At 68.3% G+C, this 23,772-nt stretch carries 21 protein-coding genes; 10 read left to right on the forward strand and 11 right to left on the reverse strand.

The features are described from left to right. Positions 1-203: 203 nt before the first annotated feature. The 4 genes from ACN6LD_RS02365 to ACN6LD_RS02380 all read left to right on the forward strand — a co-directional run bounded on the left by ACN6LD_RS02365 (position 204) and on the right by ACN6LD_RS02380 (position 3,052). Positions 204-563, forward strand: a complete 360-nt coding sequence (locus ACN6LD_RS02365) for a phage integrase N-terminal SAM-like domain-containing protein (RefSeq protein ID WP_445042475.1) — start codon at positions 204-206, stop codon at positions 561-563. Positions 564-789: 226 nt separating this feature from the next. Next, positions 790-1,236, forward strand: coding sequence for a tyrosine-type recombinase/integrase (locus ACN6LD_RS02370; protein ID WP_445042373.1), 447 nt, complete (start codon positions 790-792; stop codon positions 1,234-1,236). After that, positions 1,233-1,559: a helix-turn-helix domain-containing protein gene (locus ACN6LD_RS02375; protein WP_319191314.1), complete on the forward strand. Its 327-nt coding sequence runs from the start codon at positions 1,233-1,235 to the stop codon at positions 1,557-1,559. Before ACN6LD_RS02370 ends, ACN6LD_RS02375 begins: the two co-directional genes overlap by 4 nt. 2 nt (positions 1,560-1,561) lie before the next feature. Continuing rightward, a complete protein-coding gene (locus ACN6LD_RS02380; RefSeq protein WP_445042374.1) occupies positions 1,562-3,052 on the forward strand; it encodes a hypothetical protein in 1,491 nt (496 codons plus the stop codon). Positions 3,053-3,088: 36 nt separating this feature from the next. Here ACN6LD_RS02380 and ACN6LD_RS02385 read toward each other — a convergent pair whose 3' ends face one another. Beyond that, entirely contained in the window at positions 3,089-4,024 is a 936-nt protein-coding gene (locus tag ACN6LD_RS02385; RefSeq protein ID WP_445042375.1) for a hypothetical protein, read from the reverse strand. Positions 4,025-4,358: 334 nt separating this feature from the next. On the opposite strand from ACN6LD_RS02385, the gene ACN6LD_RS02390 reads away from it, so the two are divergent. Beyond that, the gene (locus tag ACN6LD_RS02390; RefSeq protein WP_445042376.1) at positions 4,359-5,162 is read left to right on the forward strand and encodes a hypothetical protein; all 804 of its coding nucleotides are present in this window, start codon (positions 4,359-4,361) and stop codon (positions 5,160-5,162) included. A gap of 724 nt (positions 5,163-5,886) precedes the next feature. Here ACN6LD_RS02390 and ACN6LD_RS02395 read toward each other — a convergent pair. The 9 genes from ACN6LD_RS02395 to ACN6LD_RS02435 all read right to left on the reverse strand — a co-directional run bounded on the left by ACN6LD_RS02395 (position 5,887) and on the right by ACN6LD_RS02435 (position 18,455). Continuing rightward, complete coding sequence (locus tag ACN6LD_RS02395; RefSeq protein WP_319191307.1) at positions 5,887-6,312, reverse strand: PIN domain-containing protein; 426 nt, start codon at positions 6,310-6,312, stop codon at positions 5,887-5,889. After that, complete coding sequence (locus ACN6LD_RS02400) at positions 6,309-6,587, reverse strand: CopG family transcriptional regulator (protein WP_319191305.1); 279 nt, start codon at positions 6,585-6,587, stop codon at positions 6,309-6,311. The genes ACN6LD_RS02395 and ACN6LD_RS02400 overlap by 4 nt, the downstream gene beginning before the upstream one ends. Positions 6,588-6,650: 63 nt before the next feature. Beyond that, positions 6,651-7,550, reverse strand: coding sequence for a phosphorothioated DNA-binding restriction endonuclease (locus ACN6LD_RS02405; RefSeq protein WP_319191303.1), 900 nt, complete (start codon positions 7,548-7,550; stop codon positions 6,651-6,653). A gap of 402 nt (positions 7,551-7,952) precedes the next feature. Beyond that, positions 7,953-8,771, reverse strand: a complete 819-nt coding sequence (locus ACN6LD_RS02410; protein ID WP_319191302.1) for a hypothetical protein — start codon at positions 8,769-8,771, stop codon at positions 7,953-7,955. Positions 8,772-8,857: 86 nt separating this feature from the next. Further along, the gene (locus ACN6LD_RS02415; RefSeq protein WP_319191300.1) at positions 8,858-9,547 is read right to left on the reverse strand and encodes a DUF488 family protein, N3 subclade; all 690 of its coding nucleotides are present in this window, start codon (positions 9,545-9,547) and stop codon (positions 8,858-8,860) included. Positions 9,548-9,983: 436 nt separating this feature from the next. Then, on the reverse strand, positions 9,984-11,264 hold the full coding sequence (locus tag ACN6LD_RS02420) for a TIGR02679 family protein (RefSeq protein ID WP_445042377.1): 1,281 nt from the start codon (positions 11,262-11,264) through the stop codon (positions 9,984-9,986). Then, positions 11,261-15,499: a TIGR02680 family protein gene (locus ACN6LD_RS02425; protein WP_445042378.1), complete on the reverse strand. Its 4,239-nt coding sequence runs from the start codon at positions 15,497-15,499 to the stop codon at positions 11,261-11,263. Before ACN6LD_RS02425 ends, ACN6LD_RS02420 begins: the two co-directional genes overlap by 4 nt. Continuing rightward, a complete protein-coding gene (locus ACN6LD_RS02430; RefSeq protein WP_256904182.1) occupies positions 15,496-16,821 on the reverse strand; it encodes a TIGR02678 family protein in 1,326 nt (441 codons plus the stop codon). Before ACN6LD_RS02430 ends, ACN6LD_RS02425 begins: the two co-directional genes overlap by 4 nt. After that, on the reverse strand, positions 16,818-18,455 hold the full coding sequence (locus tag ACN6LD_RS02435) for a TIGR02677 family protein (protein ID WP_445042379.1): 1,638 nt from the start codon (positions 18,453-18,455) through the stop codon (positions 16,818-16,820). Before ACN6LD_RS02435 ends, ACN6LD_RS02430 begins: the two co-directional genes overlap by 4 nt. Positions 18,456-18,687: 232 nt before the next feature. Here ACN6LD_RS02435 and ACN6LD_RS02440 point away from each other — a divergent pair, with 232 nt between their 5' ends. Both ACN6LD_RS02440 and ACN6LD_RS02445 read left to right on the forward strand, forming a co-directional pair. Next, positions 18,688-19,332, forward strand: coding sequence for a DUF433 domain-containing protein (locus tag ACN6LD_RS02440; RefSeq protein ID WP_128802521.1), 645 nt, complete (start codon positions 18,688-18,690; stop codon positions 19,330-19,332). After that, entirely contained in the window at positions 19,329-19,799 is a 471-nt protein-coding gene (locus tag ACN6LD_RS02445; RefSeq protein ID WP_256904180.1) for a DUF5615 family PIN-like protein, read from the forward strand. The genes ACN6LD_RS02440 and ACN6LD_RS02445 overlap by 4 nt, the downstream gene beginning before the upstream one ends. A gap of 89 nt (positions 19,800-19,888) precedes the next feature. Here ACN6LD_RS02445 and ACN6LD_RS02450 read toward each other — a convergent pair whose 3' ends face one another. After that, a complete protein-coding gene (locus ACN6LD_RS02450; RefSeq protein WP_256904179.1) occupies positions 19,889-20,641 on the reverse strand; it encodes a hypothetical protein in 753 nt (250 codons plus the stop codon). 468 nt (positions 20,642-21,109) lie between these two features. On the opposite strand from ACN6LD_RS02450, the gene ACN6LD_RS02455 reads away from it, so the two are divergent. From ACN6LD_RS02455 to ACN6LD_RS02465, 3 genes are all read left to right on the forward strand, one after another. Beyond that, entirely contained in the window at positions 21,110-21,898 is a 789-nt protein-coding gene (locus tag ACN6LD_RS02455; protein WP_256904178.1) for a hypothetical protein, read from the forward strand. Beyond that, a complete protein-coding gene (locus tag ACN6LD_RS02460; RefSeq protein ID WP_256904177.1) occupies positions 21,895-23,217 on the forward strand; it encodes a 7-cyano-7-deazaguanine synthase in 1,323 nt (440 codons plus the stop codon). Before ACN6LD_RS02455 ends, ACN6LD_RS02460 begins: the two co-directional genes overlap by 4 nt. Before the next feature lie 362 nt (positions 23,218-23,579). After that, positions 23,580-23,771 (forward strand): hypothetical protein, encoded by a 192-nt coding sequence (locus ACN6LD_RS02465; protein WP_256904176.1) that lies wholly within the window; start codon positions 23,580-23,582, stop codon positions 23,769-23,771. Position 23,772 lies beyond the last annotated feature (1 nt).

Genomic DNA, 23,772 nt, shown 5'->3' on the forward strand with positions numbered 1-23,772 from the left:
TCCTTGAGCTGCGTCGCAGCACCCCGCGTGACCTGCCAAGACCTCAGTCGTTCTCATCTAATGAACGATTCATTCGCCCTACTCGCGGCGTGTTGGGGGTTGGCGTGGGCGGTTCTTCATGGGGTGTGCCGGGGGCGGCACCGACGCTGTTCATCGTGGGTGGTGCACCGCTGTTGCATCCGGAGACTCAGGTCTTCGAGGGCATGCTCGCGGGGTGGCGGGACCAGCAACTGGCCCGAAATCTGAGCAAGAGAACGATCGAGGACCGCCTGTCGGCGGTCCAGCGGTTCCAGCGCTTCACCAACGAGTGGCCGTGGACTTGGCGCCCGGCCGATGTGGAGGAGTACACCGCCCACCTCAGGAGCGACGGTCGGGAACGGTCCCACTCCACCATCCGCGGGTACCACGGCCACGTCCGGCTGTTCCTGGAGTACGCCGCCGACCCCCGTGGACGGCCGTCAGCGAGCGACTCTTCGGCACCCATCCGTCTCAGGTGTTCTTCGAGTGGAACACGGCCGTGCACGCGGCAGAGTACGAAGGCCGTCCCGGACGGCGTGCCTTGACGAAGCAAGAGCTCCAGCAGTTCTTCGACTACGCCGACGATCAGGTGGCCGCGGCCCGCACCTCGGGCCGCAAGGGCTGGCTGCCGGCCATGCGTGACGCGACCGCGATGAAGGCCACCTACGCCTGGGGGCTGCGGCGTCGTGAAGTGATCAAGTTGGACCTGGCGGACCTGGGCCACAACCCGCATGCTCCCGAGTTCGGTGATCTCGGCGTCGTCTACGTCCGTTGGGCAAGGCGTCAAAGGGCTCCGCGCCCAAGCGCCGCAGCGTTCTCACGGTCTTTCCCTGGTCGGTCAAGGTCCTTGAGCAGTGGGTCGGCAGCTACCGGACTCTGTTCGAAACCGCTGCTGGCAACGGTGCCCTCTGGCCGAGCGAACGATCACCGCGCCTGGACATGGGAGCACTGGGCGACCGGTTCGCCTCCTACCGAGACGCGCTCGGCCTGCCGCGAGGGCTGACCCTCCACTGCCTGCGTCACTCGTATGTGACGCACCTGATCGAGGCCGGATACGACCCCCTGTTCGTCCAGCAGCAGGTCGGACACTCCTACGCCTCCACCACGGCGCTCTACACCTCGGTGTCATCGGACTTCCGAACCCGGACGCTGCGCAAGGTTCTGGACGGCACGATCAGCCGCGCCATCGGCGCCGCGACTGGAGAGGGACTCGGATGATCAGGCGGTTGGGTTACCACTGGCACCTGCGGAGGATCATGGCCGCACACAACATCTGGAAGACCACCGAGCTCATCCCCCTCCTGCGCGAGCGAGGCGTCAACCTCTCCACAGCACAGGTCTACCGGCTAGTGACGGACCGGCCGGAGCGTCTGTCCCTGCCCGTCCTTGCCGCGCTCTGCGACATCCTCGATTGCTCCCCGGCCGACCTCATCGAGCCCTACGTCGAAGCCGACCGCCGCAAACGCACCGCCGGCGAGGCCGCCGTCATCGAGATCAACTCCGACTTCCGGCCCGAACGCGCCCGCATCATCGAGGACTAAGAGTGCCCGCACCGCGCAAGTACACATCCGACCCGAGCCGTTGGCCGGCCTGTGGCCGCTGCGGCTCCTGCTACCCGGCAAGTCAGCAGTGGTCTGAAGGCACCGTCTGCTACTACTGCGTCCGCGCCGCCCGCAACCTCCAAGGCACCTGCGCCGCATGCGGCCACACCGGCATCCTGCCCGGCCTCGATCCGCAAGGTCGCCCTGTCTGCATCCGTTGTTGCGACGTGCCGATCGAGGTCCAGTGCAAGAGATGCGGCGAGGAGAACCTGGCCAACGACAACAACGTCTGCTGGCGCTGTCTGCTCTCGGACCGAATCAACAAGCTCCTCGCCGGCCCCGGCGGCGCGATACCCGAGGATCTTCAGGCACTGGCGCAAGCCATCATCGGGATGCCCCGGCCGAACAGCGGGTGGGCTTGGATCCACATGAACCGACGCGTGCCTGATCTCCTGCAAAGACTGGCCAGCGGCGACATCATCCTCAGTCACGAGGCTTTCGACTCCTTGCCGCGGTCCAGGACGGTCGAGTACGTACGCGGCCTTCTCGGCACCCATGGATGCCTGCCTTGGCGCGACGAGAACCTGGTCGCCTACGACCGCTGGCTCGCGGCAAAAATCGACGCCATCGCGGATGCCGACCAGCGGAAACTCGTCGAACGCTATACCCGATGGCATGTCACGCGACGCCTTCGGGATGGCTCCCGCCAAGGGCCTGTGACCGCGAACTCGTTCCTGCGCGCCAAGCAGCACACCACCCTTGCCATCCAGTTCCTTCAATGGCTGGCGGACCGGGGGCGACAGCTCAACGAGTGCACCCAGCACGATGTCGACGCCTGGTTCGGTGGCGGCACCAGTACCCGCGGCCACGCCAACAACTTCCTCTACTGGGCCATCAAGCAGAGGCTGGTCCACAAGATCGCAGTCCCCTGGCAACCACACGGCAACGGCCCCCTGGCCAGCGAGAAGAACTACGTCGAAGCACTTCGCGCCCTCCTCCTCCACGAAACTCTGCCCACCGCGCACAGGGCCATCGGCATCATGCTCGTCCTGTTCGGACAGCCGGTCTCCAAGATCGTCACCATGCGCATGGACGCATTCCGTGAAGGCCAAGACGGGCTACAGGTCAAACTCGGCAAGGACTGGACGGACATCCCGGAACCGGCTGCCGCTGTGATCCGCTTCCACCTCGCCTCACGCCCGGGCCTCAGCACGGCGGCGAATCCGGACTCCCCTTTGGCGTTCCCCGGCCGGATGCCCGGCCGAACGATGCACGTCTACTCCGTCGCGACGATCCTCCGCGAAAACGGCATCCCCGCCATGGCGACGCGCTCCAGAGCCTGGATGCAGATGGTCCGACAAGCCCCTCCATCCGTCCTCGCCGACGCCCTCGGCATCAACCCCAAGACCGCGATGCGCTACGCCGAACGAGCCGGAACCGACTACCTCGCCTACGCGACCCTGCAAAGGCCCGCAGATATCAACGATGGATAGCGGCCCTGGCCCTCTTCAGTTACCTGCCAGTCACGCCTACAAATCAGCCTTGGTGAGGAGCACTTCCGCCTGTTCCCGGGTAAGAATCGGCGGGGCCGGTGCTGGTGCGGGACACGTGTGTGGGTTGCGGCGGGACGACAGGATCCACTCCGCGAGGGGGCTGTCGGTCTCCACGCTGGCCACGATCCGCTCACGCAGGGCCAGCGGGGTGTCCGGGCGGGCTGCGATCACGTTTCGGACAAAGACGTCCGGGTCTTCTGCCAGCAGATCACGCAGACCAGTAGGCAGGTCCGGATGGGCAGCGGTGGCCTCGCGCACGGCGGAATCTGGGTCGGTAGCCAGGTCCAGCGACGGGGCTGCGTAGGGGACAGCGGCGGCACGGGTTACAGGGTCAGCAAGCAGACCTGGCAGCAGGTCTGCCGGCGGGGAGTAGGCCGAGGCGCTGTCCCTACGGACGTTGGGATCGGCATCCGTCAGCAGAGCCCTACGCACCCAGTCCGGGGCATCGCGCCAGTGCTGGATGATCGACGACCGCACACTGGGCTCTGGGTCTGAGGCCAGGCGGGCCAGCAGTTCCGGCGACAGGTGGTCGTTCATCGCGAGAAACGACCGTACGGAGGGATCCGGATCGTCTGCCAACCGGGCCAGAAGCCCTGGCGGCTCGTCCGCGACGCTGGCGGCGACCCCGCACCGGACCGACGGCTCCGCGTGCTCCGCCAGGCGGGCCCTGACGTCTGCGGGTACGGAGGTGTTGGCCGCGAGGGAACGTGCGGAGCCGAGTTTGACGATCTCTTCGATCAGCTGCTCGGTCAGGTCCCGACGCCTCAGTGCCATCGAGCGGCGGGCCGCCGGATGCCGGAGTAGACGCCACACCAGGTCGGAGGGGAGGTCTTCTTGGGCCGCCAGCCCGCTCAGTTCAGCATCCAGATCCATGGACGGCAGGCTAAGCGGCTGCACGGAGATCCGTGCCACAACGCCCTAATCCCTCAAGCCACCCCACCCACCCACATGTCATGACTGTCTCAAGAGAGGCTTAGTCACCCCTCACGAATAGCCGTCATTACCAACAGATGCACTCCCGTTGTCGGGGTCGGCGTATCTTCTTGCGGCGTCGGGCGGGAATCTGCTGCAAGCGGAGCCGTGACGTGAGACAAGGCCCAGCCTGGTTGCCGAAGCGGCTGATGCGACGATAGATGAGCGGGGGAGGGATGCGCACAGTGGTCACTGCTCTGCCGGACCCGGCACTCAGCTCCCAGGGCCGCTGCCCCTCCTCGTGTCGATGGCCGACATCGCGACTTTCGCCCGGGTGAAGCGCCCTGTCGTGTCCACCTGGCGTCGACGTCACCCGGACTTCCCCGCCGCCATGTCCGAGAACTCGGGACGGCCGCTGTTCGACGGCGCGCAGGTGACCGACTGGCTGATCGCCTCCGGCCTTGGCAACGCCGCCCCGCAGGAGCTCCCGATCCGAGCTTGCCCTTTCGGCATCATCGCGCTGCGGGACCGTTTCACGCCGCGGCAGCTGGTCGAGACGCTGGGCAGCTCGCTGTGCCTGCGCCGGCTCGACGGCCGGCCACTGGCCGACGATGCGAACCTCTCCCCGGCCTTCCCGCCCGACGCCGAAGCCGACGAGGCCCTCTGGTCCGCGCTGCTGCGCCGAGCCGAACGGATCGATGCCGAGGACGATTTCGTACTCCGCGAGCTTCGCGCGATCGACGCCACAGCGGCCCCACCCGCCCGCCTCGCCGAGGACCTGGCCGTATCCGCCTACGACGAGCGTGGCGCGTACGAGTGGCTGCTCGCCGCCCGCTCCCGGCTGGGCCTGGACTCCCTCGCCGCAGACGCTGGCACCCCGGAGGTGCGGAGCCTGCTCTCCCAGCTCACCGACCTCTGCGTCCGCCTTGAGCAGGGCGAGTTCCTCACGCTCGCCGACCCGCACGCCCGGCCCGCGACCTTCTCGCCGCGCTCCTCGACGACACGGAGGACCGCGACCGTGTCACCGTCCTCGCCGCCGACCCCGACGACCGGCTCACCCGCATCATCTCGGGTCCCCGGTCACGGGAACGGCCGGCGCGCTCGGCTGCTGCGCGCTCGCGCCACGACGATGGCCTGATGGTCGGGAGTGTCGGCGTCGTTTGAACCCAAGTTGCGGCGCCCCGACAGGGAGACGGGATCCGGTTACCTCGAATGGAGCCCGTCTAGTGCTCTGACCGCATTGGTCCGCCGGGTTAGTCAGGCTGCGGTCTTGCGAGGATGTCCGCCCCAGCTGCGATCCGCCCTCGGTCGCAGCCTTCGCGTCAGGCGCCCCTTGGTGCCGGACGCCCCTTCGACACACCACCAGATCACCAGCGGTGGCCAGCCCCGCGAAACCCGTCCCTGGCGCCGCGTACCTGTGGTGCGCCAGCTTCAGCGCCAGCCCGCACCCCCACCCGAGCCGAGTACCGCCACGCTCAGGACCTGCGCCGGGCAGCTCGCGACCGCGGAACTCTGCCAGGCCAGCCGCCTCACGACCGGCCAAGCCATGGCACCGCCGAGGGCGCTGGCCCGGCCTCCAACGGCATCGGCACCGCATGCGCACTGGCGCGTAGCGCGATCCCTGGAAAACGGACCGGCCGGAATACGGGCCGCCCGAACTATCGACTGTGCGCAGGACGCACGGGAGCGCGCCGAGTCCGAGGTTACGAAGGCTGTGGCGGCCCTGCGTGATGAGAGCCCAGTCAGGTAGGGCTATTGGCGCGTCTGTCCTGGCCAGGGTCCGGGGCTTGCAGCCGTGCGGGATGTCCCCGCTCCCGGGTTGGTGCCATCCCAGCTGCGGGCCCTTGAAGGGCGCGGGTCGGTCACACCTTCTTGACGACGATCGTGTCCGGGACCAGTTTCTCCAGGTCGTCGACGTCCGAGGTGAAGACGGTGACCTGTCCCTTCTGCTGTCGCGCGATCACGGCGAGCACGGCGTCGATCGCGTACTTGTGGCCGTGCAACTTGGTGTCGGCCAGGAGCCGGCGTGCCTGGCGGGCCTCGTCCTTCCCGATGTCGGCGACCTGGAGCCGGGACAGCACCCAGTCCCAGCGCTGTTCGGTCGTTCTGCCGTCGTACGCCTCGACCAGGGTCATCGGCGACGTCACCACTTCGGCCTCCCCTCGCGCCGCGAGGTCGAGCCAGGCGATCATCCTCCGATCACCGCGCACGGCCAGGGAGAGAGCTTCACAGTCCAGTACGAAGACACGGAGCGGCCTCTGCCCGTGCTCACCGGCTCGCTTGTTCACGCAGCCTCTCCGGCGTTGCGCTGTCCCGAGGCGCGGCGCCGCTCGTGTTCGGCGTCGAGATCCTCCAGCTCGCCGAGGGCCGCCACACGCTCGTCCTCAGTCACGGGACCGTGCTCTTCCTGCAGCCAGTCGACCAGTTCCAGGAGCCGGTCCCGGTCGCGCTTGAAGCGCAGCGCCTCGGTGACGTACGCCGACAGGCCCCGCTCGGCCGCGTCCGCGCGGATCTCGTCCAGGAGATCCTCGGGGATCGTCACGGTTACCTTCTTCGTCGCCATATAAGAGACCATACTCTTGGTATCGCGATCCTTACCAGTGGGGCACGGTCGACCAGTCGACGGTCAGGCGGCCGTGGCAGGGCGTGGGCTGCCGTGGAAGACCTGACTGGTGTGCCAGGAACGGTGGATCGCGGCGACGGGGTGGGCGCCCGGTTGAGGTCCGATGAGTGGGCGGTCGGCGAGCGCGATGACGTGTTCGCGGGCGGCGGGGCTGTGGCCGACGAAGCGCTGGGAGACCAGGATGCGGTGGCCCTCGCCCACACCGAGGACGCCCTTGTCGAAGAGCTTGTGGTGCAGCGAGCACAGGCACAGCCCGTTGTCGACGTCGTCCGGACCGTCGAACGCCCACCAGCGCACATGCGCGGCCTCCAGCCCGACCGGCACCGCGCCGATCCTGCCGTCGTAGCCGCAGAATGCGCACCGGTATTCGTAGGCCGTCAGGACCCGCTCCCGCATCCGAGGGTCCCGCCGCCTCCGCACGGCGGCCGAGAATTGTCCGGTCTCCCCCGGCGGGTCCAGCTCCAGGCCGACGGATTCGCACAGGTCGCCGTGGAGCGAAGGCGGGAAGTGCAGGTCGAGCAGGACCCGTGCCATCCGGCCGAGCAGCTCCGGCTCACTCCGCAGCGCCGCCCGCAGTTCCGGCGCCAGCCGCCCCGCGGCCCCCGTGGCCCGCAACTCCCGCACCTCGCTGCCGGGGCTGCCCGGTCCGCGATCGGTGCGCACCTCCCACACGCCGTCGCTCACCAGGTGGTGGAACGGGTAGGCCGGAGTCGTCCTGTTCGGCGGACCGTACGCGGTCAGCAGCCGCTGCAGATCCTCCTCCACCGCGCTGTACCGCAGTTCGTCGGCGGCATCCTGCTGGAACCGGCCGAGCGCGTAGAGCAAGAGCAACGGCTTGTGCGGAGCGCGGGTCCCGCTTCTGGTCCACTGCCTCAGTTTCGCGGTGCGCTCCAGCCAGTCCATGACAGGCGATCGTAGTCGCGCCTCGTCGATCAGCGATCTGCGCAGGTGCGGAAAGCCTAACGAGCTGTGGCGAGTTGATCGCGACGTGTCGTCACCAGGTGGCGCCATCGTTCGCGAGTCTGTTGTTCGCCGTCGATCCACCGTGCTCGCGCGATGTGCTCGGGGAGCGGAAGGCCGGCCATGAAGTGGGCGATGTCGACGTGGTGGGCATAGTCGCCGTTCTGCTTGCTGAGCGCATCTGCTGGGGCAGGACGGCAGCGGCGCTGAAGCGGCTCAGCAGCCCGCCTTGGCGCAGGTGGTCCTCGATCGGTTCGCCCGGGTGGTACGTGCCGTATGTGCTCGGCGAGACCGGCCGTCACGGCCTGCCACTGTGCCTGCCGGTTCGTGAACGCCTACTCGCCCTCACAGGTCGAACAGGCTCTCCTGGAAGTTCTCGACGACATCCCGTCGCGGGTAGAACAGGCCCAGCAGCAGGAACGTCTTGGGGCGGGCCGCGACGTTCCCGACGAAGCAGTGCATGGCCTTCTCCGAAGTGACCATCCGGTCGAACCAGCGCTCACGAAGCTTCTCCTCCACGCCGTCCTTCCCGTACTGGCGAAAGAACTTGCGGTACGACTCGCCCGCCTCCCAGTCCCTCAGTCCCATGTCGTGACCACCGCACTCCTGGTCCGCGCATCGGAAGCTGTACCGGAACTCAAGTGGCACCCACTCCAGTTGGCGGAGGTCCTGCGCGAGCAGATCCAACTGATCTGCCAGGGCCGCCTTCGAAGCAGGCCAGGGCTCGGCAGGAGCGAAGCGGAAGCCGGTGAACTCCGCTGGGCGGAAGACACCGATCGACGTGCCTCGAAGTTCCTGGTCCCGCTTTATGGAGCACAGGGACGGCGCCACCAGGGGCTGAACATGCGAGAAGCGTTCGCGCCAGCCGTCCGCTGTCCCGAGGCGCTCGATGACCTTGAGGGTCTGCAGATTGGGGCGCAGACTTTCGGGACGGCGGTCCCCATGGTGTCGCCGCACGTCGACCTCGACGATCGTGTACTTGGCGAACTGGCTCTCCTCGTTCAGCAACCGGAACGGAACCGGGAAGAGCCGCACATGCTGGGGTGTTTCCTGGTCGAGCCGTATGCCGGCCACGCAGCTCGTCTCGTGGTACTTCGCGGACAGTTCCGGATAGGTCTTGACCGTGATCATGATCCGTGCGCGTTGCCAGATCCCCGATCCCATGGTTGCCCCCTCCACAGATCTCCCGATCCGATGGGAGGAGAGGTATGCGATACGGGCAAGAGCGCGTGCGGGAGCGAGGGGTGAAGTCAGGCCAGCGGATTTACCGGCACGGCGGCCCGCTTGCGAACCGTCTCCAGGACGACCTGCCGGTGGCAGCGGCTCTCGTCCTTCTCGAAGCACAACACCGCCACCCGCGACAGCCGGGCATGCTCCGCGAGGCGGTCAAGATCGGCCTGCGCCTCCTCGGACCGCAGCAGGCCACGGAAGCGCGCGCGTCCCACCTCGACCCGGCCGTCCCAGAAGGGCTCCCTGTTGTCCTTCGGGTTGCCCAGGCCACGCAGGTGCGTGTACTCGATACCGGCCTCCGCCAGAGCATCTCCGAGGCGCGTCTTGCTGAAGCCCTTTTTGCGGCTGATCGGCGTGAGCCGTACATCCGCTACGACACCGATGTGGCTGTCGACGAGCGCGGCGACGAACGAGTCGATGTCCCGCCCTTCGTATCCGGCGGACCAAAGACCGGGCGCGACGGGCGCGACCTGGGTCGCCCGGAACAGATCATCGAGAGAGACTGCAAGAGCCTCGGCCACTGCGCCAACGGTCAGGAAACCTGGCTGGATCGCTCCCTCGCTCTCCAGGCGGTTCAGCGTCCCGACGGCGACGCCTGCTTCCTTGGCCAGCCGTTCCCGCGTCCACCCACGGTCTTCCCTTAACGCACGTACCCGCTGGGCGAGCGCACGGGCCCGGTCGTGAGGAGGAGCTGAGCTATGACCTGCCATATGCGGTGTTCCTAACGCCCGTTGAGGCGGCCCGCCGCGGTGTTCCTGGTCAGCTACGAGCCCTGGATTCGCGAACGCGCAGGTCCGAGGGCGCACAAGCACCGCTCTTCCTGCGGCACTGGAGACTGCTCCTGGGAGAAGCCGACCAAGATCTTCTCCCAGATTTCTCCCAAACGATCTCCAGGAACCCGTCAGGGGCCTGATCCACTCGGTGGATCAGGCCCCTGACCTGGTACTTCACTGTCGGGGTGGCGGGATTTGAACCCACGACCTCTTCGTCCCGAATGAGGTTCGGGCGTGATCGACACCGGGTGGTTTGCTGTTTTCCCTGGTCAGGTCGTTGGGGTGGGGCGGTCCCGGTTGGTGTCGAAGGGACTCGGGGAGCGGGTCGGCTCCCAGATGGCTCCCAGAACCCGACACGGAGGCGTCGGCGTCCCTACGCCCGGCGTGACAGGTCGTCCACCAGGAGGTCGAGGGTCGCCTCCTCATGGAGCGCGACGCCGAGGGCGGTCATGGCGGGGGCGAGATCCGGGTCCCAGTCCGCGTCGACCGGCTGGCCGTCGAGGGCCAGTTGAGGGATGCCCTCGGCCTGACTGCGAGCGGCCAGGTGCTCGTAATCCGCGGTGCCCATGCGCCACGGCCGGGCTTCGTAGCGGCGGATGACCCGGTTGGCCAGAGCGATCCCCGGCCAGTCGAAGTCGCCGTGGTACGCGAAGCGGCAACCCGTGGCGGTGAGGGCGTCGAGAAGAGTGAAGACCACGGTGGCCGCGCTGCCGGAGGTGCACACCAGGGGCTGGACGCAGGCCGCGTCCGCCGCGGCTTCCACCACGCGCGGATTCTCACAGATGTGGATGAGCGTTCCGGTGGGGAGCCGCAGCCGGAGGCCATGCAGGTCGCGTGGTGTGACGTGCACTTCGGCGTGATGGTCGGCTCGCTCCCGCAGAGCACGCTCCCGCCAGCCCTCGCCGTCGGGGCGCAGTCCGTACGTCAGCACCGTGCTGGAGACCTCGTCCGGCGTGACGGACACCAGCCGCCACAGAGCGCGTCGACCGGCCGCGTCGTCGGGGAACTCGGTGCCGTGGGCGAGGGCGACCCCGCGTTGGACGAGGCGTGCGAGCCAGGTGCCGTCGTCCAGGCCGTGCGCGGAGCCGGTCGTCATGGCGGCGAGTTCTCCTCGACCGCGTGTGCCGTTGCGTTCGGGTCCGTCGGGTCCGAGGAGAGCGGTGAGGACTTGGACCGCCTGCTGGAGTGTCCATATCGCCGCTTCGGGCGTCACTCCTCTCGGAACACCGGAACGGCGCAGCAGGTCGTACCACTGCCGGGGCCATTCCTGGTCGGCGAGTGGGGAGGCGTCCAGTGACGAAGCAAGAGACGACCACACCTGTTCACGCCGTGCCGCCACGTCCGCGCGGGCGGCACGGCGGTCGGTGAGTGGCGGGCCGAGTTCCTCCAGGGTCTGTCTGAGGCCGAGTCCGGCGGCCGAGGCGCGTAGCCGTGCGTCGAGCACGTCGAGCCGTATGGTCACGGCGGCACCTGTGAGGGGTTTGCCCAGCAGGAGAGACAGGTCGTTGCGTTCCTGGGCGTTCATCGCGGTCAGTCGGAGCGAACCCGTGGCCTGTACGCCGTTGCTCTCCAGGCGTTTGCGTGCCCCCTGCCAGAGCCGGGTGAGTCCAGGTCCCGTCAGCCAGTCGCGCGTCGCGGCGGGCAGCCCGCTCATACGGACACCAGACGCCGGTGCCGGCCGTTCCAGGTGTAGTGAAGGGTGGCCACCCCGCGTACGTGGGGATCACGGAGGCACTCGTATATGTGCAGGGACGGAACCTCGGGCCAGTTGCCCATGAGCCGCTCGCTGGTGAGGACGAAGTCGAGATCGAGGTCGACGAGGATACGGCCCAGCCGGCCGTGGGTGGGTTCGTCGACCTTGGCGAAGGCGTCGTCCAGGAGGATCAGCCGTGGCGCGTGCGGTGCTGACTCGGCGAGGCTGGTGAAGTGGGCGGCTGCCGCGGCGAAGAGCACGAGGTAGGAGAGGACCCGTTGTTCGCCCTGGCTGAGACCGGTTCGGCCGGTCAGTTTCCTACGGCGGCCCGGAGCCGCGTCCTCGACGACGAAGGTGTGGAAGCGGAACCAGTCGCGGTAGTCCAGCGCGGTCCGCAGATGGGCGGCGTAACCGGCTGACGGGTCGGCACGGCGGGCGTCCTCGATTCGGCGTTGCAGCACCTCGCGCAGCTGCTCGGTCTGGTCGCGCGTCCTGAGGCTCGACGGACTGCGCAGCAGCTCGACGGCCGCGCGCACATCCGCGTCCACGTCCTCGTCCAGCTTCCACAACAGCTCGACACCGAGGCCGTGGGAGGTGCGCACGGTCCGCAGGGTGTCGTTGAGAGCCGTGACCAGGTTCGCTGCGGTGATGACCTGTGCCGAGAGGTGGTCGCCGAGCTCGCCGGTCAGGAACCGCTGGAACACTTCGCGTTCGCGTTCGGTGAGCCGTCCCCGGGCCTCCGCCGCCTGGACTGCGATCCGCTCGCCCACGGCCGCGACGTCATGGGACCCGTGGTCGTCGACCAGACGGCACACCTTGATCCCGTCTCGCTCCTCCAGCTGCGCGTCGAATCCGCCGGCCAGTTGGTCACGCAGATCGGTGTGGCGGTTGAGCAGGGTGCTGTCCGACACCTCGCCCTTCGGGCGGCCGAGGGCATGTTCCACGGCATCGGCGAGGGCCCGCAGTGCTCGTAGACGGCTGCGCACGTCCGCGCCGAGATCGTCCGACATGTACTCGGGGAGTGAAGCCCGGTCAAGCCCGGCGCCGCGCACCACCTCGGGTCGACTGAGAGCGCCGCGAAGAGCGCTGCCGACGTCGATGACCGCGGTCTCCTGATCCACCAGGCTCCCGCGCAGGCGCTTTTCGTCCTCTTCCGCGCGTACGCGCAGGTCGTGGAAATCGTCGCGAGCTCGTTGTGCCGTGGGGAGCGCTTGGACGGTGTTCGCGATGCGCTGCTTGGTCTCCTGCTCGCGGGAGAGGATCTCCTCCTCGGACGACCCGATGGCCTCCTCACGGGTGCGCAGGTCCTGCTCGGCGGTGCGCAGGCCGGTGAGGTGGACCCGGTAGCTCTCTTCCGCGGCCAGGCGATCCTCGCGGGCGCGTCCGTACCGGTCGGCATCGGCCTGGTTCGTACCGAGCCGCTCGCCCGTGCCGCTGACGGCCCTGCGTAGATGCCCGATACCGCTGAGCAGGCCGGCCAGTGCGGTGCGCACACGGTCCAGGGAGGCGGGGTCGCCGGGCAGGTCGTGGGCGGTCGCGGTGGCCTCCGCCTCGGTCCGCGCCGATACCGCAAGAGCGCGTGTCTCTTCCGCCAGCCGCGCCGCCCTGGTTGCCTTGGCGGTCAGGTCGCGCAGCGTCCGCTCGGCTGATTCGGTCCTGCTCCAGGCGTCCGCGAGATTCCGTGCCCTGGGGAAATCCCGTTCCGCGAGCGTGAGAGCCCGACGCATGGCATCGGCTACGACGAGCTCCTCGCGGACCTCGGCCAGCCGCTGCTGAGTCCGCGCGATCTGCTCCTCCAACTCGGAGAGGATGCGCCGCCGAGTCTCTGCGCGTACGGCGGCTCCCACGTACTCGGTGTCGGCCTTGTCGTGACGACCGCTGAGTACGCCCAGACGCCAACTGCCGTCGTAGAAAACCGCATTGTGCGCGGAGGTCTCCTGCGCCGATGCGAGTGCAATGGTGGCCAGCAGACCCTCCACCTGCTCGGAGGTGACGCCGCAATCCGGTTCAGGGGCTGGGCGCAGGGCCGAGGCGAGAGTTGGTCCTTCGGACAGCGCGGGACCCGGCTGGAGAAGGGTGTCCCGGGTGCGTGGATCGAGAAGGACGCCGTCCGCACTCACCCACGAGTCCAAGATCCCGCTTGCCTCCAGCGCCCCTTCCAGACCGGCTCGTTCGGCAGGAGCCAGGTCGTCCGCAAAGTCGACGAGACGGTAGAAGGGGGCTCCACTGCCCGGCGTCCTCGCGGCGGCTCGATGGTGCGGCGCCGGCGGCTCGGGGTCGGTACGTTGTTGCCAGTCCCGCTTCTGCTCCGCCAGGTGGTCGAGTTCCTCGCCAAGCCGGTTGACGCCGAGTGCCAGGGCATCCCGGCGTCCGGTGAGTTCCTCGCCGTACGGCTCCAACGCGGCCTGCGCGGTCCGCCACGCCTGGCTGTCGATGTCGGGCGGCAGCGTGCGGTCGACGAACGGCGCGTCGGTAGAGGTCTCGTGGCCGACGGTGGAGTGGACGGCGTCCAGTGACGGGCAGCCGGGACCCAGCGCATTCCGCGTGCGCGCCGCCCACTCGGCGACTTGACCGGAGTAGGCGCCGCTCTCCTCGGCGACCTTCTGGCGGCTGCCCTCGACATGGCCGGCGGCCTCTTCCGCCTCGCCCTCCAGCCGTTCCCGCTCGGCATCGGCCTGAGCTGCCCCGGCCCGGGCCTCGTCCGCCCGTGAGATGAGGCGGGTTACCTCCTGAACCATCCGGGCCCGGTTTCTCGCGACCGCCCCGGCGTCCTCCAACTGGGTCTGCCAGGACCGCAGCCCTTCCTGCGCCGTGACCGTGTCCACACGGGCCACCGACCGGTGCCGTACGGTACGCGTCTCCCCGTCCGGAGTCGTCAGTTCGGTCTCGGTGGCCTGGGCGAGAACCGTGCGCGGCAGAGCCACCGCCTCGCCGAGATGGCCGGTAGGAAGCCCGGCCTTTTCCGCCTGCGTCAGCAACTCCCGATGTTCGGTTCCCAGCTCGGCCAGTCGGCTTCCGAGGTGTTCGACACCTTCGGCCAGCCGCTCCGCCGAGCCCTCCTCCGCGTCATGGGCGTTGCGCAAGGTGGTGAACGCGGCCACGGCGGCGGTGTGCAGCGCCTCCACCGTGCCGCGGCGCTCCGACAGTTCGCGCAGGCTGCGGTAGGCGTGACTGGCGTGCAGGGCGGCCAGGTCGGTCCGGGCGTCCTGTTCCTCTTCGCGCAGGGTCTCCAGTCGGCCCTCCAACTCCTCCTCCTGCGTCCTCAGGTCGCTCGTCCGCTGTGCGGCGTCTCCGGCCGCCCGGCGCCGCTGAGCGAGGACGCCCAGCTCGTGGCTCACTCCCTTGGCGGAGGTGCGCAGGACCCCGGCCAGGTAGCCGCGGTAACTGGTGAGGAACGTACGCAAGGCCGCGTCGGTGCGTTCCAGGCGGCCGAGTTCGTCCCGTACGGCGTCGAGGTCGTGGAGGTTGCGCGCCACCTTCTCGACCACGTCCTCGTCGAGCCCCGGCAGGGTCTCGCTCAGCAGGGAGACCAGGCCCCCGTGTTCGATCCGGTCGCCGACCGTCGGGCGCCGCAGCCGGTGGAGGAGCTGGGTGAGATTGCGGTAGCGCGTCGCGTCGGTTATGCCGAACAGTTCCCGGGCCACACGTGAGCGGTGCTGGACCGCACGGTCGGTCGTGTTGTCGGAGCCGACGATCTCCTTGAGCCGTTCGACCGGCAGCGGCTTACCGGCCTCGACCAGGTGCAGGTCCTCACCGATCCGCAGCGGGGTGACGAAGAACGTCGGCAGCGCCTTCTGCGTCGACTTCGAGGCGCGGATGGCGGCACCGAGCGTCAGGTGGCGGTGACCGCCGTCGTCGGCCGTGCCACGGAACTCCACCCACAGATACCCGAGACGGTTGGTCTGCTCGAACCCGTCCAGCATCAGCCAGGCAAGTGTGGTGCGGCCGGTGCCTGTCGCGTCCAGTGCCCGGGAGTCGCCGTCCAGAAGATACGGAAGCAGCATCTCCAGGGCCTTGGACTTGCCCGCGCCGTTCTTGCCACGCAGCAGCAGCCGCCCGTCGCCGAAGGAGAACTCCTGCTCGTCGTACTGCCAGACGTTCTGGATGCCCGCCCGGTGCAGCCGGAAGCGCGCGCCGGTGGTCGTCGCGGGGCCGGAACGCGGCAGCGGAACGAGGCCACGCGCGTCGGTGGTCATAGCGGCAACTCCTCTTGAGCGTCAGTGCCTTTGCCGACTGCGGTGGCCGGGCGCACCGTGACTTGGGTGGCGTAGCGAGCCGCTGCGGCCAGCAGCACCCAGCCGTCGCCGCCGGGCCGTGCGCCATGGACATCGGTCACCGTGCGTCCTTCCGACGCCTCTTCGACGTACCCCTCCGGCAGTCCTTCGCCCTCGGCGCGCAGCCGGCCCGCGCGGTCCATCAGCCGCATGCGGACCAGCAGGTCCAGTACGGCCTCTCGCAGGGAGGGAAGGTCTTCCAGGTAGCCGCGTTGCCAGTTGCTGCGCTGCCCATACTCGGTGATGAGCTCGGCGAGCACCTCGTCCACCAGGCCGTCCGGGACGGCCACCCCGATGATGAGTGTCCCGCCGGTCGCCGGATGCCCCGGTTCCTGCGGCCGAAGGCGTTCCACGAGCCGTTCCGCCAGCAGCAGCGCGGCCTGTGCGACGGTCCCCGTGCCCGGCAGGTGCAGATCCGTGAGTTCTTCCTCGGGGTCCACCAGCGCCACGCCCTCGGCACGGATCTCCATCTCCAGACCAAGGAGTTCGGAGAAAGCCTGGGCCTCCCGGCGCTGCCGGGTGCGCAGCCAGTCACGCTCGGCGTCCGTCAGCTCGTCGAGGTGGACGACGGGTGTCTCGACGAGCATCCGGCGCACGTAGGTGCGTGGTCCGCCGAAGCCCGGGTCCGCTGCCCGCCGGACCAGGTCGGCGCCGTTCCGTGCCTGGGAGAGCGGGCCGGCGACGATCACGCGTGCCAGCTCCCGGTCTATCGTGATCAGGGCTTCTCCGCCCGCCTCCTGCGCAAGTGCGGCCACATGGCCCTCGGTCTCGATGAGCACGTCCCAGTCGACGAGCTGGCGCAGAGCCGCGACCAGTGTTCGCTTCCCGGCCGCTCGGCCCGTTTCCTCCAGCTCGATTCCGGCGTCGGCTGCGGCAGCCCTGATATCGGCGACCAGGTGTGACAGGAGCATCTGCTCGGGCGCGGTCACCAGCACGGACAGGGCGAGCGCGAGGCAGGCGTACGTGTGTGGGGTGAACGGGGTGCCGGTGGAGCGCTCCAGCCGATGACCCGAACCCGTCCCCAGCCCCGCCTTGAACAGGCGGGCGTAGGAGCTGTCGACCAGCAGGCGGTAGCCGAGCACCTGCTGGAACCGTTTGCCCAGCCAGTCGGCGTGCCTGCGGATCAGCGGGAAGAGGTCGGCGTGGGGGCCGTCCGATGCGATCAGCGGGTGGGCGAGCAGCAGCCGGGCGGCGGTGCGGCGCTCGGCTGCCAGGGCTACGTCGTGAGTCGAGGGGAGGGTCATGACACGCTCGCCTCCGCTTCGCCGCCGACCGCGGCGGAGGTGCGACCGATGTCCAGCTCCAGGTCGTCCAGCAGCAGGTCGCCGTCGGCCGAGTACAGCACCGTTCGCGTGCCCGCCGTCCGGCGCACTGTGAGGCGGATACGCAGTTCGGCGTCTTCACTACTGGCCGAGTCGAGGTCGAACACCGCCGTCCTCTCCCCTTCCGTGCTGACGGGCCTGCTGAGCTGTGCGTTTCCGAGCGCTGTGGCCAGTAGCTCCAAGAGCAGGCCGAGCGCCGCTGACGTGAGGCGTACCTCGGCGAACCGGCCGGACGCGCTGCGCAGTTCGTCCGCCGCCGCTGCCCTGGCCGCTGCCCGCTGCCGTGCGGCCTCCCGCAGCAGCTGCTTCTGCGCGGAGTGGTCCTCCACCGCGGAGGCCCGGCCCCGCTGGGCGCGGCTGCCTCTTTCACGCAGGGCCACCGGTACCTCGACCACCGGACCGGTCCACCAGCTTGTGTAGGCGGGCACCACCTCGTCGGTGGCCGGAGGTATGCCCAGATGGCGGGCGCCGTACAGCCCGAAGGCGGCGACAGCGATGTCGTGTGCGTCCTGCGGCGCCGCTTCGTCGAACCAGCGGGCCAGCCGCAGCAGATCCTTGCGCCGGGACATCTCCCCGGTAGCCGACCGCAGCATTCGCTTGGCGTTGGCGAGCAGCGACTGCAACGCGCGCAGAGTGGCATCGCGTAGCTGGTCGACCTGGCTGCCCTGGCCGTCAGTGTTGCTGAACCAGCCGCGCAGGCCCTCCCAGTCCGCGAATTCGCGGCCCCGGCTGCGCTGGATCCGGACGTCCGGGCGGCTTTCGCCCTGCGCCTGCGTCGAGAGCCCGGTGAGCCCCTGGGCGTGGGAGTCCAGCCGGTCCAGCAGAGCCGGGATGTGCGGCCACAGGGTGTCCAACGCCGCCGAAATCCGGGGCGCGCGGAACGCCACGTCCTCCGTGATCGCCTCAACGTAGTCCAGGAGCAGCTCCTTGAAGCCCTGGTACTCGGCGCTGTCCAGGTCGTAGCGGGACAGCACCTGGCCGAGGTAGGCGTAGAAGTCGCGTATGGAGTCCGCGAACTCGGTGAACTGCACGAACAGCGTGCTGATCCGCTCAAGTCCGTCCTGCGGCTCGACGCCGCCCGGCGCGGTCACGAGGTCGGCCAGCTCCCGTAGTCCGCGCTCGACCAGGGCCAGCAGTTCGTTGCTCACCTCGCGGGCGGCGTCGGCCTCGGTTAGGACCCCGTCGGCGTCCCGCTGGATACGTTCGCCCAGTTTCGACAGCTGGTAGCGCGAGCGGGAACGCTGGTACTCGCTGATGCTGGACGCGTTCACCGTGTGGCTGCTGCGGAGCAGGTTTCCCCACTGGACCAGCTGTTCCAGTCGGACTGTGAGGGTGTCGGCGTCGAGTCCTGCGGCGGAAGCACCGGTCTGGCGCAGTTTCGCCATGATGTCCGGGACGGCGAGATCCGCCAGCAGCGTTCCGCAGAAGACCCGCATGATCGCGACGTGCTCCAGCCGCTCGGGCGCGCTGAGGTACGTGTACGCGTTCAGCCGCCGCCGCCGCCGCCGCGCCTCCTCGTCGGCGTCCTGACCTGCACCGGATACTGATGCCCCCATGCCCGTGAGGTTACGCGGCGCATACGGGCGCCGCCGGTGGGTGGCCGAAAATGCCACGGACGTGTGCCGGCCTGTGGCGAATCCCGCGGGAGCGGCATGTGCGGCATGTAGGCGTCCGGCGTCCCGGCTCACCCTGAATGGGCCCTTCGGTTTCTGTGCTGAGTGGCCTCCAGGAGAATGGGGTACGTTCAGGCCGATATCGATGGGGGCGGAAGACGGAAGGAGGCACGCGGTGTCGTACGAACCCAAACTCGCCGCGGCTCTTTCCGGCGCGACGCTGCGCCAGCTGTCCCACTGGCGCCGAGCCTCCGGGCCCAAGGGCTCCGTGCTCGTGCCCGAGATCTCCAGTGAGAGGCCGATCCTCTACTCGTTCCGCGACGTTGTCGCACTCCGTATCTGTGTGCAACTGCGCGAAGAGGCTTCGTTGCAGAAGATCCGCCGTGCGCTGAACACGCTCCGGGAAGATCTCGGCGAGTCGAAGCACCTCTCCTCGTACAAACTTGTCGCGGGTCCGGACACGATCTATCTGGCTGAACCCGACCATGCCGTAGACCTGATCAAGGGGGGCAACGTGGTCATCCACCAGATGGTGGATGTTCTCGCGCCCTTCTATAAGGACGGCCGTAGCATTCCCGCTCTGCTCACTCCCCGTGAGCACGTCGCGGTCGACGCGTCGGTCCGCGGCGGAGAACCGGTCATCCAAGGCACCAGGATCCCGGCGTCAGATGTCGCTGCCCTCGTAAGAGACGGCATCCCGCCGGACCAGATCGGTGAGTTCTACCCAGGGGTGACGGCAGAGGCCGCCCGGGACGCCGCCGACTTCAGCGAGTACGTCGACAGCTATGGCAGCAGCGAGCCCCGGCAGGTCGTCGCTTGAAACTGCTGCTCGACGAGAACGTGCCGCGCCCCATGGCCGAGATCGTGCGCATCCTGCTGAAGGCCCATGAAGTCGTTCACGTCCACGACCTCAAGGGCTGGACGGGCACGAAGGACATCGAGCTGTACGCCAAGGCCAAGGCCGACGGCTTCGAGGTCGTCATCACCAACGACACCAAGCAGCTCAGCCGGCCACTCGAAGTGGCGGCCATCGCACAGTCGGGCCTGCATCGCATCGAGTACCGCCAGAACAACAAGCACGGTGGCCTGGTGGGCCTGGGCACGGCGATCGCCACTGTCTGCGCGGCCCTTCCTCACGCCCTGTCCGAACTCGAAGCAGCTGACGGCCAGCGTCTCGTCTCTCTGACGTCGATCGACCCGACCCGGCAGAAGCGCCTCCAGATCACGGACCCGGCCGTCGCCCCGCCGAAGCACTGGCCGGGGCGTGATTCGACTGCTGAGTCCTGACGCCTCGATACCCGAGGGCTCCCGGCGCCGGTAACCCATTGGAATCGATGCGGGGAATGACCTCGCATCGCTGCCTGCGCTTCGTCTCATCAAGGTTCACTGCCGAGCTCTTCCTGGAGTTCGGCGATGCGTTGTTGGGTTGCCGCCGCGTTCTTCTGCTGACGGGTCAGCTTCGCCTCGGCGGCTGCCAGTTCCCGGGCGAGCCGCTCTCGATCAGCTGCCGCCCGCTCACGGATGGTCCCGTCATCGCGGTACGCGGGCCCTACTCGCTCACTGCTCACTACGCCGCGACGCTCTCCGCACTCTGGGCAGTCGACGACGCGGGCGGAGACGCGGGTGTTCTCGCGATGCTGAATGTAAGGCACCACGTGGTCGCAACGGAGAGTGAGATCCCAACTATCGAGGTCCTTCGTGCGTTCCTCCCGTGAGGGCCAGGAAGCGAACAGCCTGGCGAGCTTCTCCATCTGCTTCGGCCCCATCGGCGGTGGTGGGCAGCAGAAACAGCAGTGCGTTACCCGAGAACCGCTGACGGTCCACCGGGCGTCCCGGCAGTCGACGTGCCGCTCCCGGAACTTCTGGTTGGCTTCCTCGTATTCGAGCTTCTCCGCCTCGGACAACTTCAGGAGGGGTGGCCAGCTCCCCAGCCCATCCGTCATGGGCAGTCCGCAACCGCGGCAGGGCTCACCAGCCACGTACTCCGCCCAGCTGAGGCGTGTACCTTCTCGCTCCCACTGCTCATCCCGCTCACGGCGCCGCCGGTCATCCGCTTCGGCTTCGAGGGCCGAGCGCAGAGCACGCTTGGCGGCTCGTTGCCGCTTCTGCTCCTCAGTGAGCTTGGCCATGGGCTTCATCCTCCGCTGCGCCGGGTTCCTGTGCACGACCTCGGAATCCATGCTGGCGTGGCCGCCCCGTTTGCCGGCTGCCCGTGTGCCGGATGACAACTTGCGACCGGGCTCGGATCGCAAGCGGCTTCAGGCGACTGATGGCGTCCGGTGCGGGCAGCCGGAGGTGGATGATTTGATACGCCGTCAGCGAGCCCTCTACAGAGGGCATGAACAACAGGGCATATGACGCAAGGGGCAATCTTGCCAGCCCGGCACCTGCCCTGAACGGGGATCTGCGTGATGTCTGTGACTCAGCGCTACGGCTGGTCACGCTTCTAGGTGTAGGTGTCACGGGAAGTGATGCCCCCGGCTGTTTCAGCACCTGGCTGGTCCCTGAGGGCCTGGCCGAGTCCCGCCCTACCTGGGGATCGTCCGGTCTGATGCCATGGACGAAGTGCAGGTTGGAGCACCATCGTTGGGGGCGATGTGGGGACATCCACGCGATGGAAGGGGCCGAACGGCGATCCGTGGAGCGCCGCCGGGAGGCGGCTGGCGCGCTGGCGGGATGACTCGCGCAACGCGGATCAGCGGCTGGAGGAGATCGCGGCGGACCACCTGAGCGCCCTGCACGAGACACTCCGTGCCGATCGATCGGCCTTCGGGTTGTACGACACGGCCTGTGCGGCCGGCGAACGGCTGGCCGGGGCTCTCGGATCGCTAGCCACGGAGGGCGCTGAGTCGGAGGACGTGCTCGTCGCGCGTCTCGTGTCGGAGGTCGGAGGGGACGGCGGCACACTCGCCGACGCCGCGGTGCGCAGGGGGATGGCCGCGGCGGTCCGCGATGTCCGGAGCAGACATCCCGAGCTGGACGACGCCATGAGCGGAGGCGCAGCCGGCGGTGGCTTCACTTGGGACATCCTGTGCGACCTCTACCAGGTGTTCTTCGCAGACATGCTGGGGGAGTTCCTCAGGTCCGTTGTCGCCGAGCACGTCAAGTTGGCGGTCCCTGTGCTCATCGCGACCGATCCGGAAAGCAGGATCGCTGACTGGGTCGCGGAGAAAGTGGTGGACCTGGTGCCGAATCCCTGTGAGGAGTCCGCCGAAGCGACGGACCTTGCGCAGGCTGTGGACACCGCGCAGTCGGTGGTGGGCGCTGTACAGGATCCGGCGGCTGCACTGCCCAAGATCGCCGAGTTATTGGTACCGCGGGCGGTCGGAAAGGTGCTGGGCCTGATCACTGAGGAGACCACCGGAGCGGAGGGAGCTGCGGCGTGACCGATTCCGACGACTTCCTGTGGTGGCGTGGCCCGCAGGGCGACCGACCTCGTGGCGACCGCTGGACGGAGATCGGCGAAGAAGCCTTCCAGGAAAAGGAGCGCCGCATCACTGGTCGGCACCATCTGCCCGGTCCCGTCCCCGACTGGGCCGAGGATCTGTTCCGCGTCGCCAGGGCTGCGTTCATCGCCGACAAATACGTACGCCGGACCGGAGTACGGGATCGGTGGACCCGTCGTATCAGCCTCGCCGTACCCGTAACAGAACACGAGCGATGGGGAAGCGCAGCAGTCCGTACCCACCTCACTGCGCTCCTCCAAGTCCTCACCGGGGACCTATGGAATGTGGACTTCCGGCCTCTCACCGGTCACTACGTCGAAGAGGCACTGGTCTCTCCGGACGACCCGCGCGCCTCGGAAGTCGCCTTGTTCTCCGGTGGACTGGATTCGCTCAGCTGGGCCGCCACCCGTTCGCGCGCTGACGACTCCCGACCGCTGCTGCTCGTGATGTTCCGCGAGATCGGCCTGCTGCGGCTCCAGCAGCGGGTGTACAAGGCCGTCGAACGACTGGGCGGAACACGACCGGTGCTGCTGTTGCCGATGAGCCAGACCCCGGCGGGCGACGGCTCGGGGTCGCGGCTGGAGACCTCCTCCCGTACACGTGGTCTGCTGTACGCGGCGGGCGCGATCCGCGCGGCCACCGCGCACGGGGTGGGTACCGTCCACATCCCCGAGAACGGCCAACTCGCCCTCAATCCGCCGCTGACACCAGCACGTTCGGCCGCTTGCTCCACGCGCTCCGTACACCCGCGGACGCTGGCCAGTCTCAACGCCTTGGTGACTGCCGTGAGTGACACGGAGAGTGCGGTGCAGGTGATCAACCCCTTGGCGCAGCTTACGAAAGGCGAGGTGTGCAAGGCCGGACGTGATGCGGGGCTCAGGCCGTCCGACCTGGAGTCCACCCTGAGCTGCGGCAAGCCGCCAACCCGCCGAAGCGGCGGCCCTCCCATCGCCAACTGCGGCGTCTGCTTCCCGTGCCTCGTGCGCCGCTCCGGGCTACTCCACGCCAACGGCATCGACGGTACCCAGTACGAGGCATTGCCGTGGGCGGACGGCCTACCGCTTGACCGGGGTGCCGACTGGCGGGCGCTGCAGCGGTGGCTGCTCGGCAGGTACACCTTTACGGATCTCCTCACCGATACTCCGCTGCCGTCGGACATGGATCCGGTGGTGGCCTTCGAATTGATCAGGCGCGGGCGGGAAGAGTTGGCCCGGCTGCTTCAGATTGCGGATGCGACGGAGGCAGCTGACGCGGCGTAGGCGGCGCAGGCGAGATCCGGCTCGCACCAGGCCGCTTTGGTGGTCATGGGACGGCATCGTCGAGGCGTCCTGGACGCAGTACCTGCGCAGAGCGTCCACTGATCTGGGTCAAGGCTTTTTCGCCTACCCATTCGGATCGTGAGTCGAAGGCCCGGATACGCCTTCTCGCCGACTCGTTGTCTTGACTCCCAAACGACGTGCACTTGCCTGAAGTGCTTGTATCTTGGGCACGCGCTTAGAGAAATCCCAAATGGCGTGCACCCAGCAGCGCGCGGCCTACGTCTTCTACTGTCCTTCCTGAAGCCAGGGATCACCGGCTCACTCGTCCACTGGGAGATCCCCCGACCTCAGGAAGGAACCACGTGCAACTGAAACTGATGTACGTGATCATCGCGGTCCTCACGGCGCTTGTCGCCGCTCTGGCCGGCAGTGTCATGACCATCTTCGAGGGAGGGCGTCCGGCGGCGGCCTTCAAGACCGGAGCATTGACCTTCGCCGGCTCCCTGACGCTCCTCATCGTGGTCATGGGCGCCCTGGGTGTGGTGGGCTCGTGAG

The sequence above is a fragment of the Streptomyces sp. SAS_272 genome (genome assembly GCF_052543235.1).

Coding starts and splice junctions, on each gene's coding strand:
- ACN6LD_RS02420 (WP_445042377.1), bottom strand. CDS start 11,264: ATGAGCGGGCTGCCCGCCGCGACGCGCGACTGGCTGACGGGACCTGGA.
- ACN6LD_RS02410 (WP_319191302.1), bottom strand. CDS start 8,771: ATGGGATCGGGGATCTGGCAACGCGCACGGATCATGATCACGGTCAAG.
- ACN6LD_RS02450 (WP_256904179.1), bottom strand. CDS start 20,641: ATGGCCAAGCTCACTGAGGAGCAGAAGCGGCAACGAGCCGCCAAGCGT.
- ACN6LD_RS02365 (WP_445042475.1), top strand. CDS start 204: ATGCTCGCGGGGTGGCGGGACCAGCAACTGGCCCGAAATCTGAGCAAG.
- ACN6LD_RS02400 (WP_319191305.1), bottom strand. CDS start 6,587: ATGGCGACGAAGAAGGTAACCGTGACGATCCCCGAGGATCTCCTGGAC.
- ACN6LD_RS02375 (WP_319191314.1), top strand. CDS start 1,233: ATGATCAGGCGGTTGGGTTACCACTGGCACCTGCGGAGGATCATGGCC.
- ACN6LD_RS02405 (WP_319191303.1), bottom strand. CDS start 7,550: ATGGACTGGCTGGAGCGCACCGCGAAACTGAGGCAGTGGACCAGAAGC.
- ACN6LD_RS02415 (WP_319191300.1), bottom strand. CDS start 9,547: ATGGCAGGTCATAGCTCAGCTCCTCCTCACGACCGGGCCCGTGCGCTC.
- ACN6LD_RS02435 (WP_445042379.1), bottom strand. CDS start 18,455: ATGGGGGCATCAGTATCCGGTGCAGGTCAGGACGCCGACGAGGAGGCG.
- ACN6LD_RS02430 (WP_256904182.1), bottom strand. CDS start 16,821: ATGACCCTCCCCTCGACTCACGACGTAGCCCTGGCAGCCGAGCGCCGC.
- ACN6LD_RS02425 (WP_445042378.1), bottom strand. CDS start 15,499: ATGACCACCGACGCGCGTGGCCTCGTTCCGCTGCCGCGTTCCGGCCCC.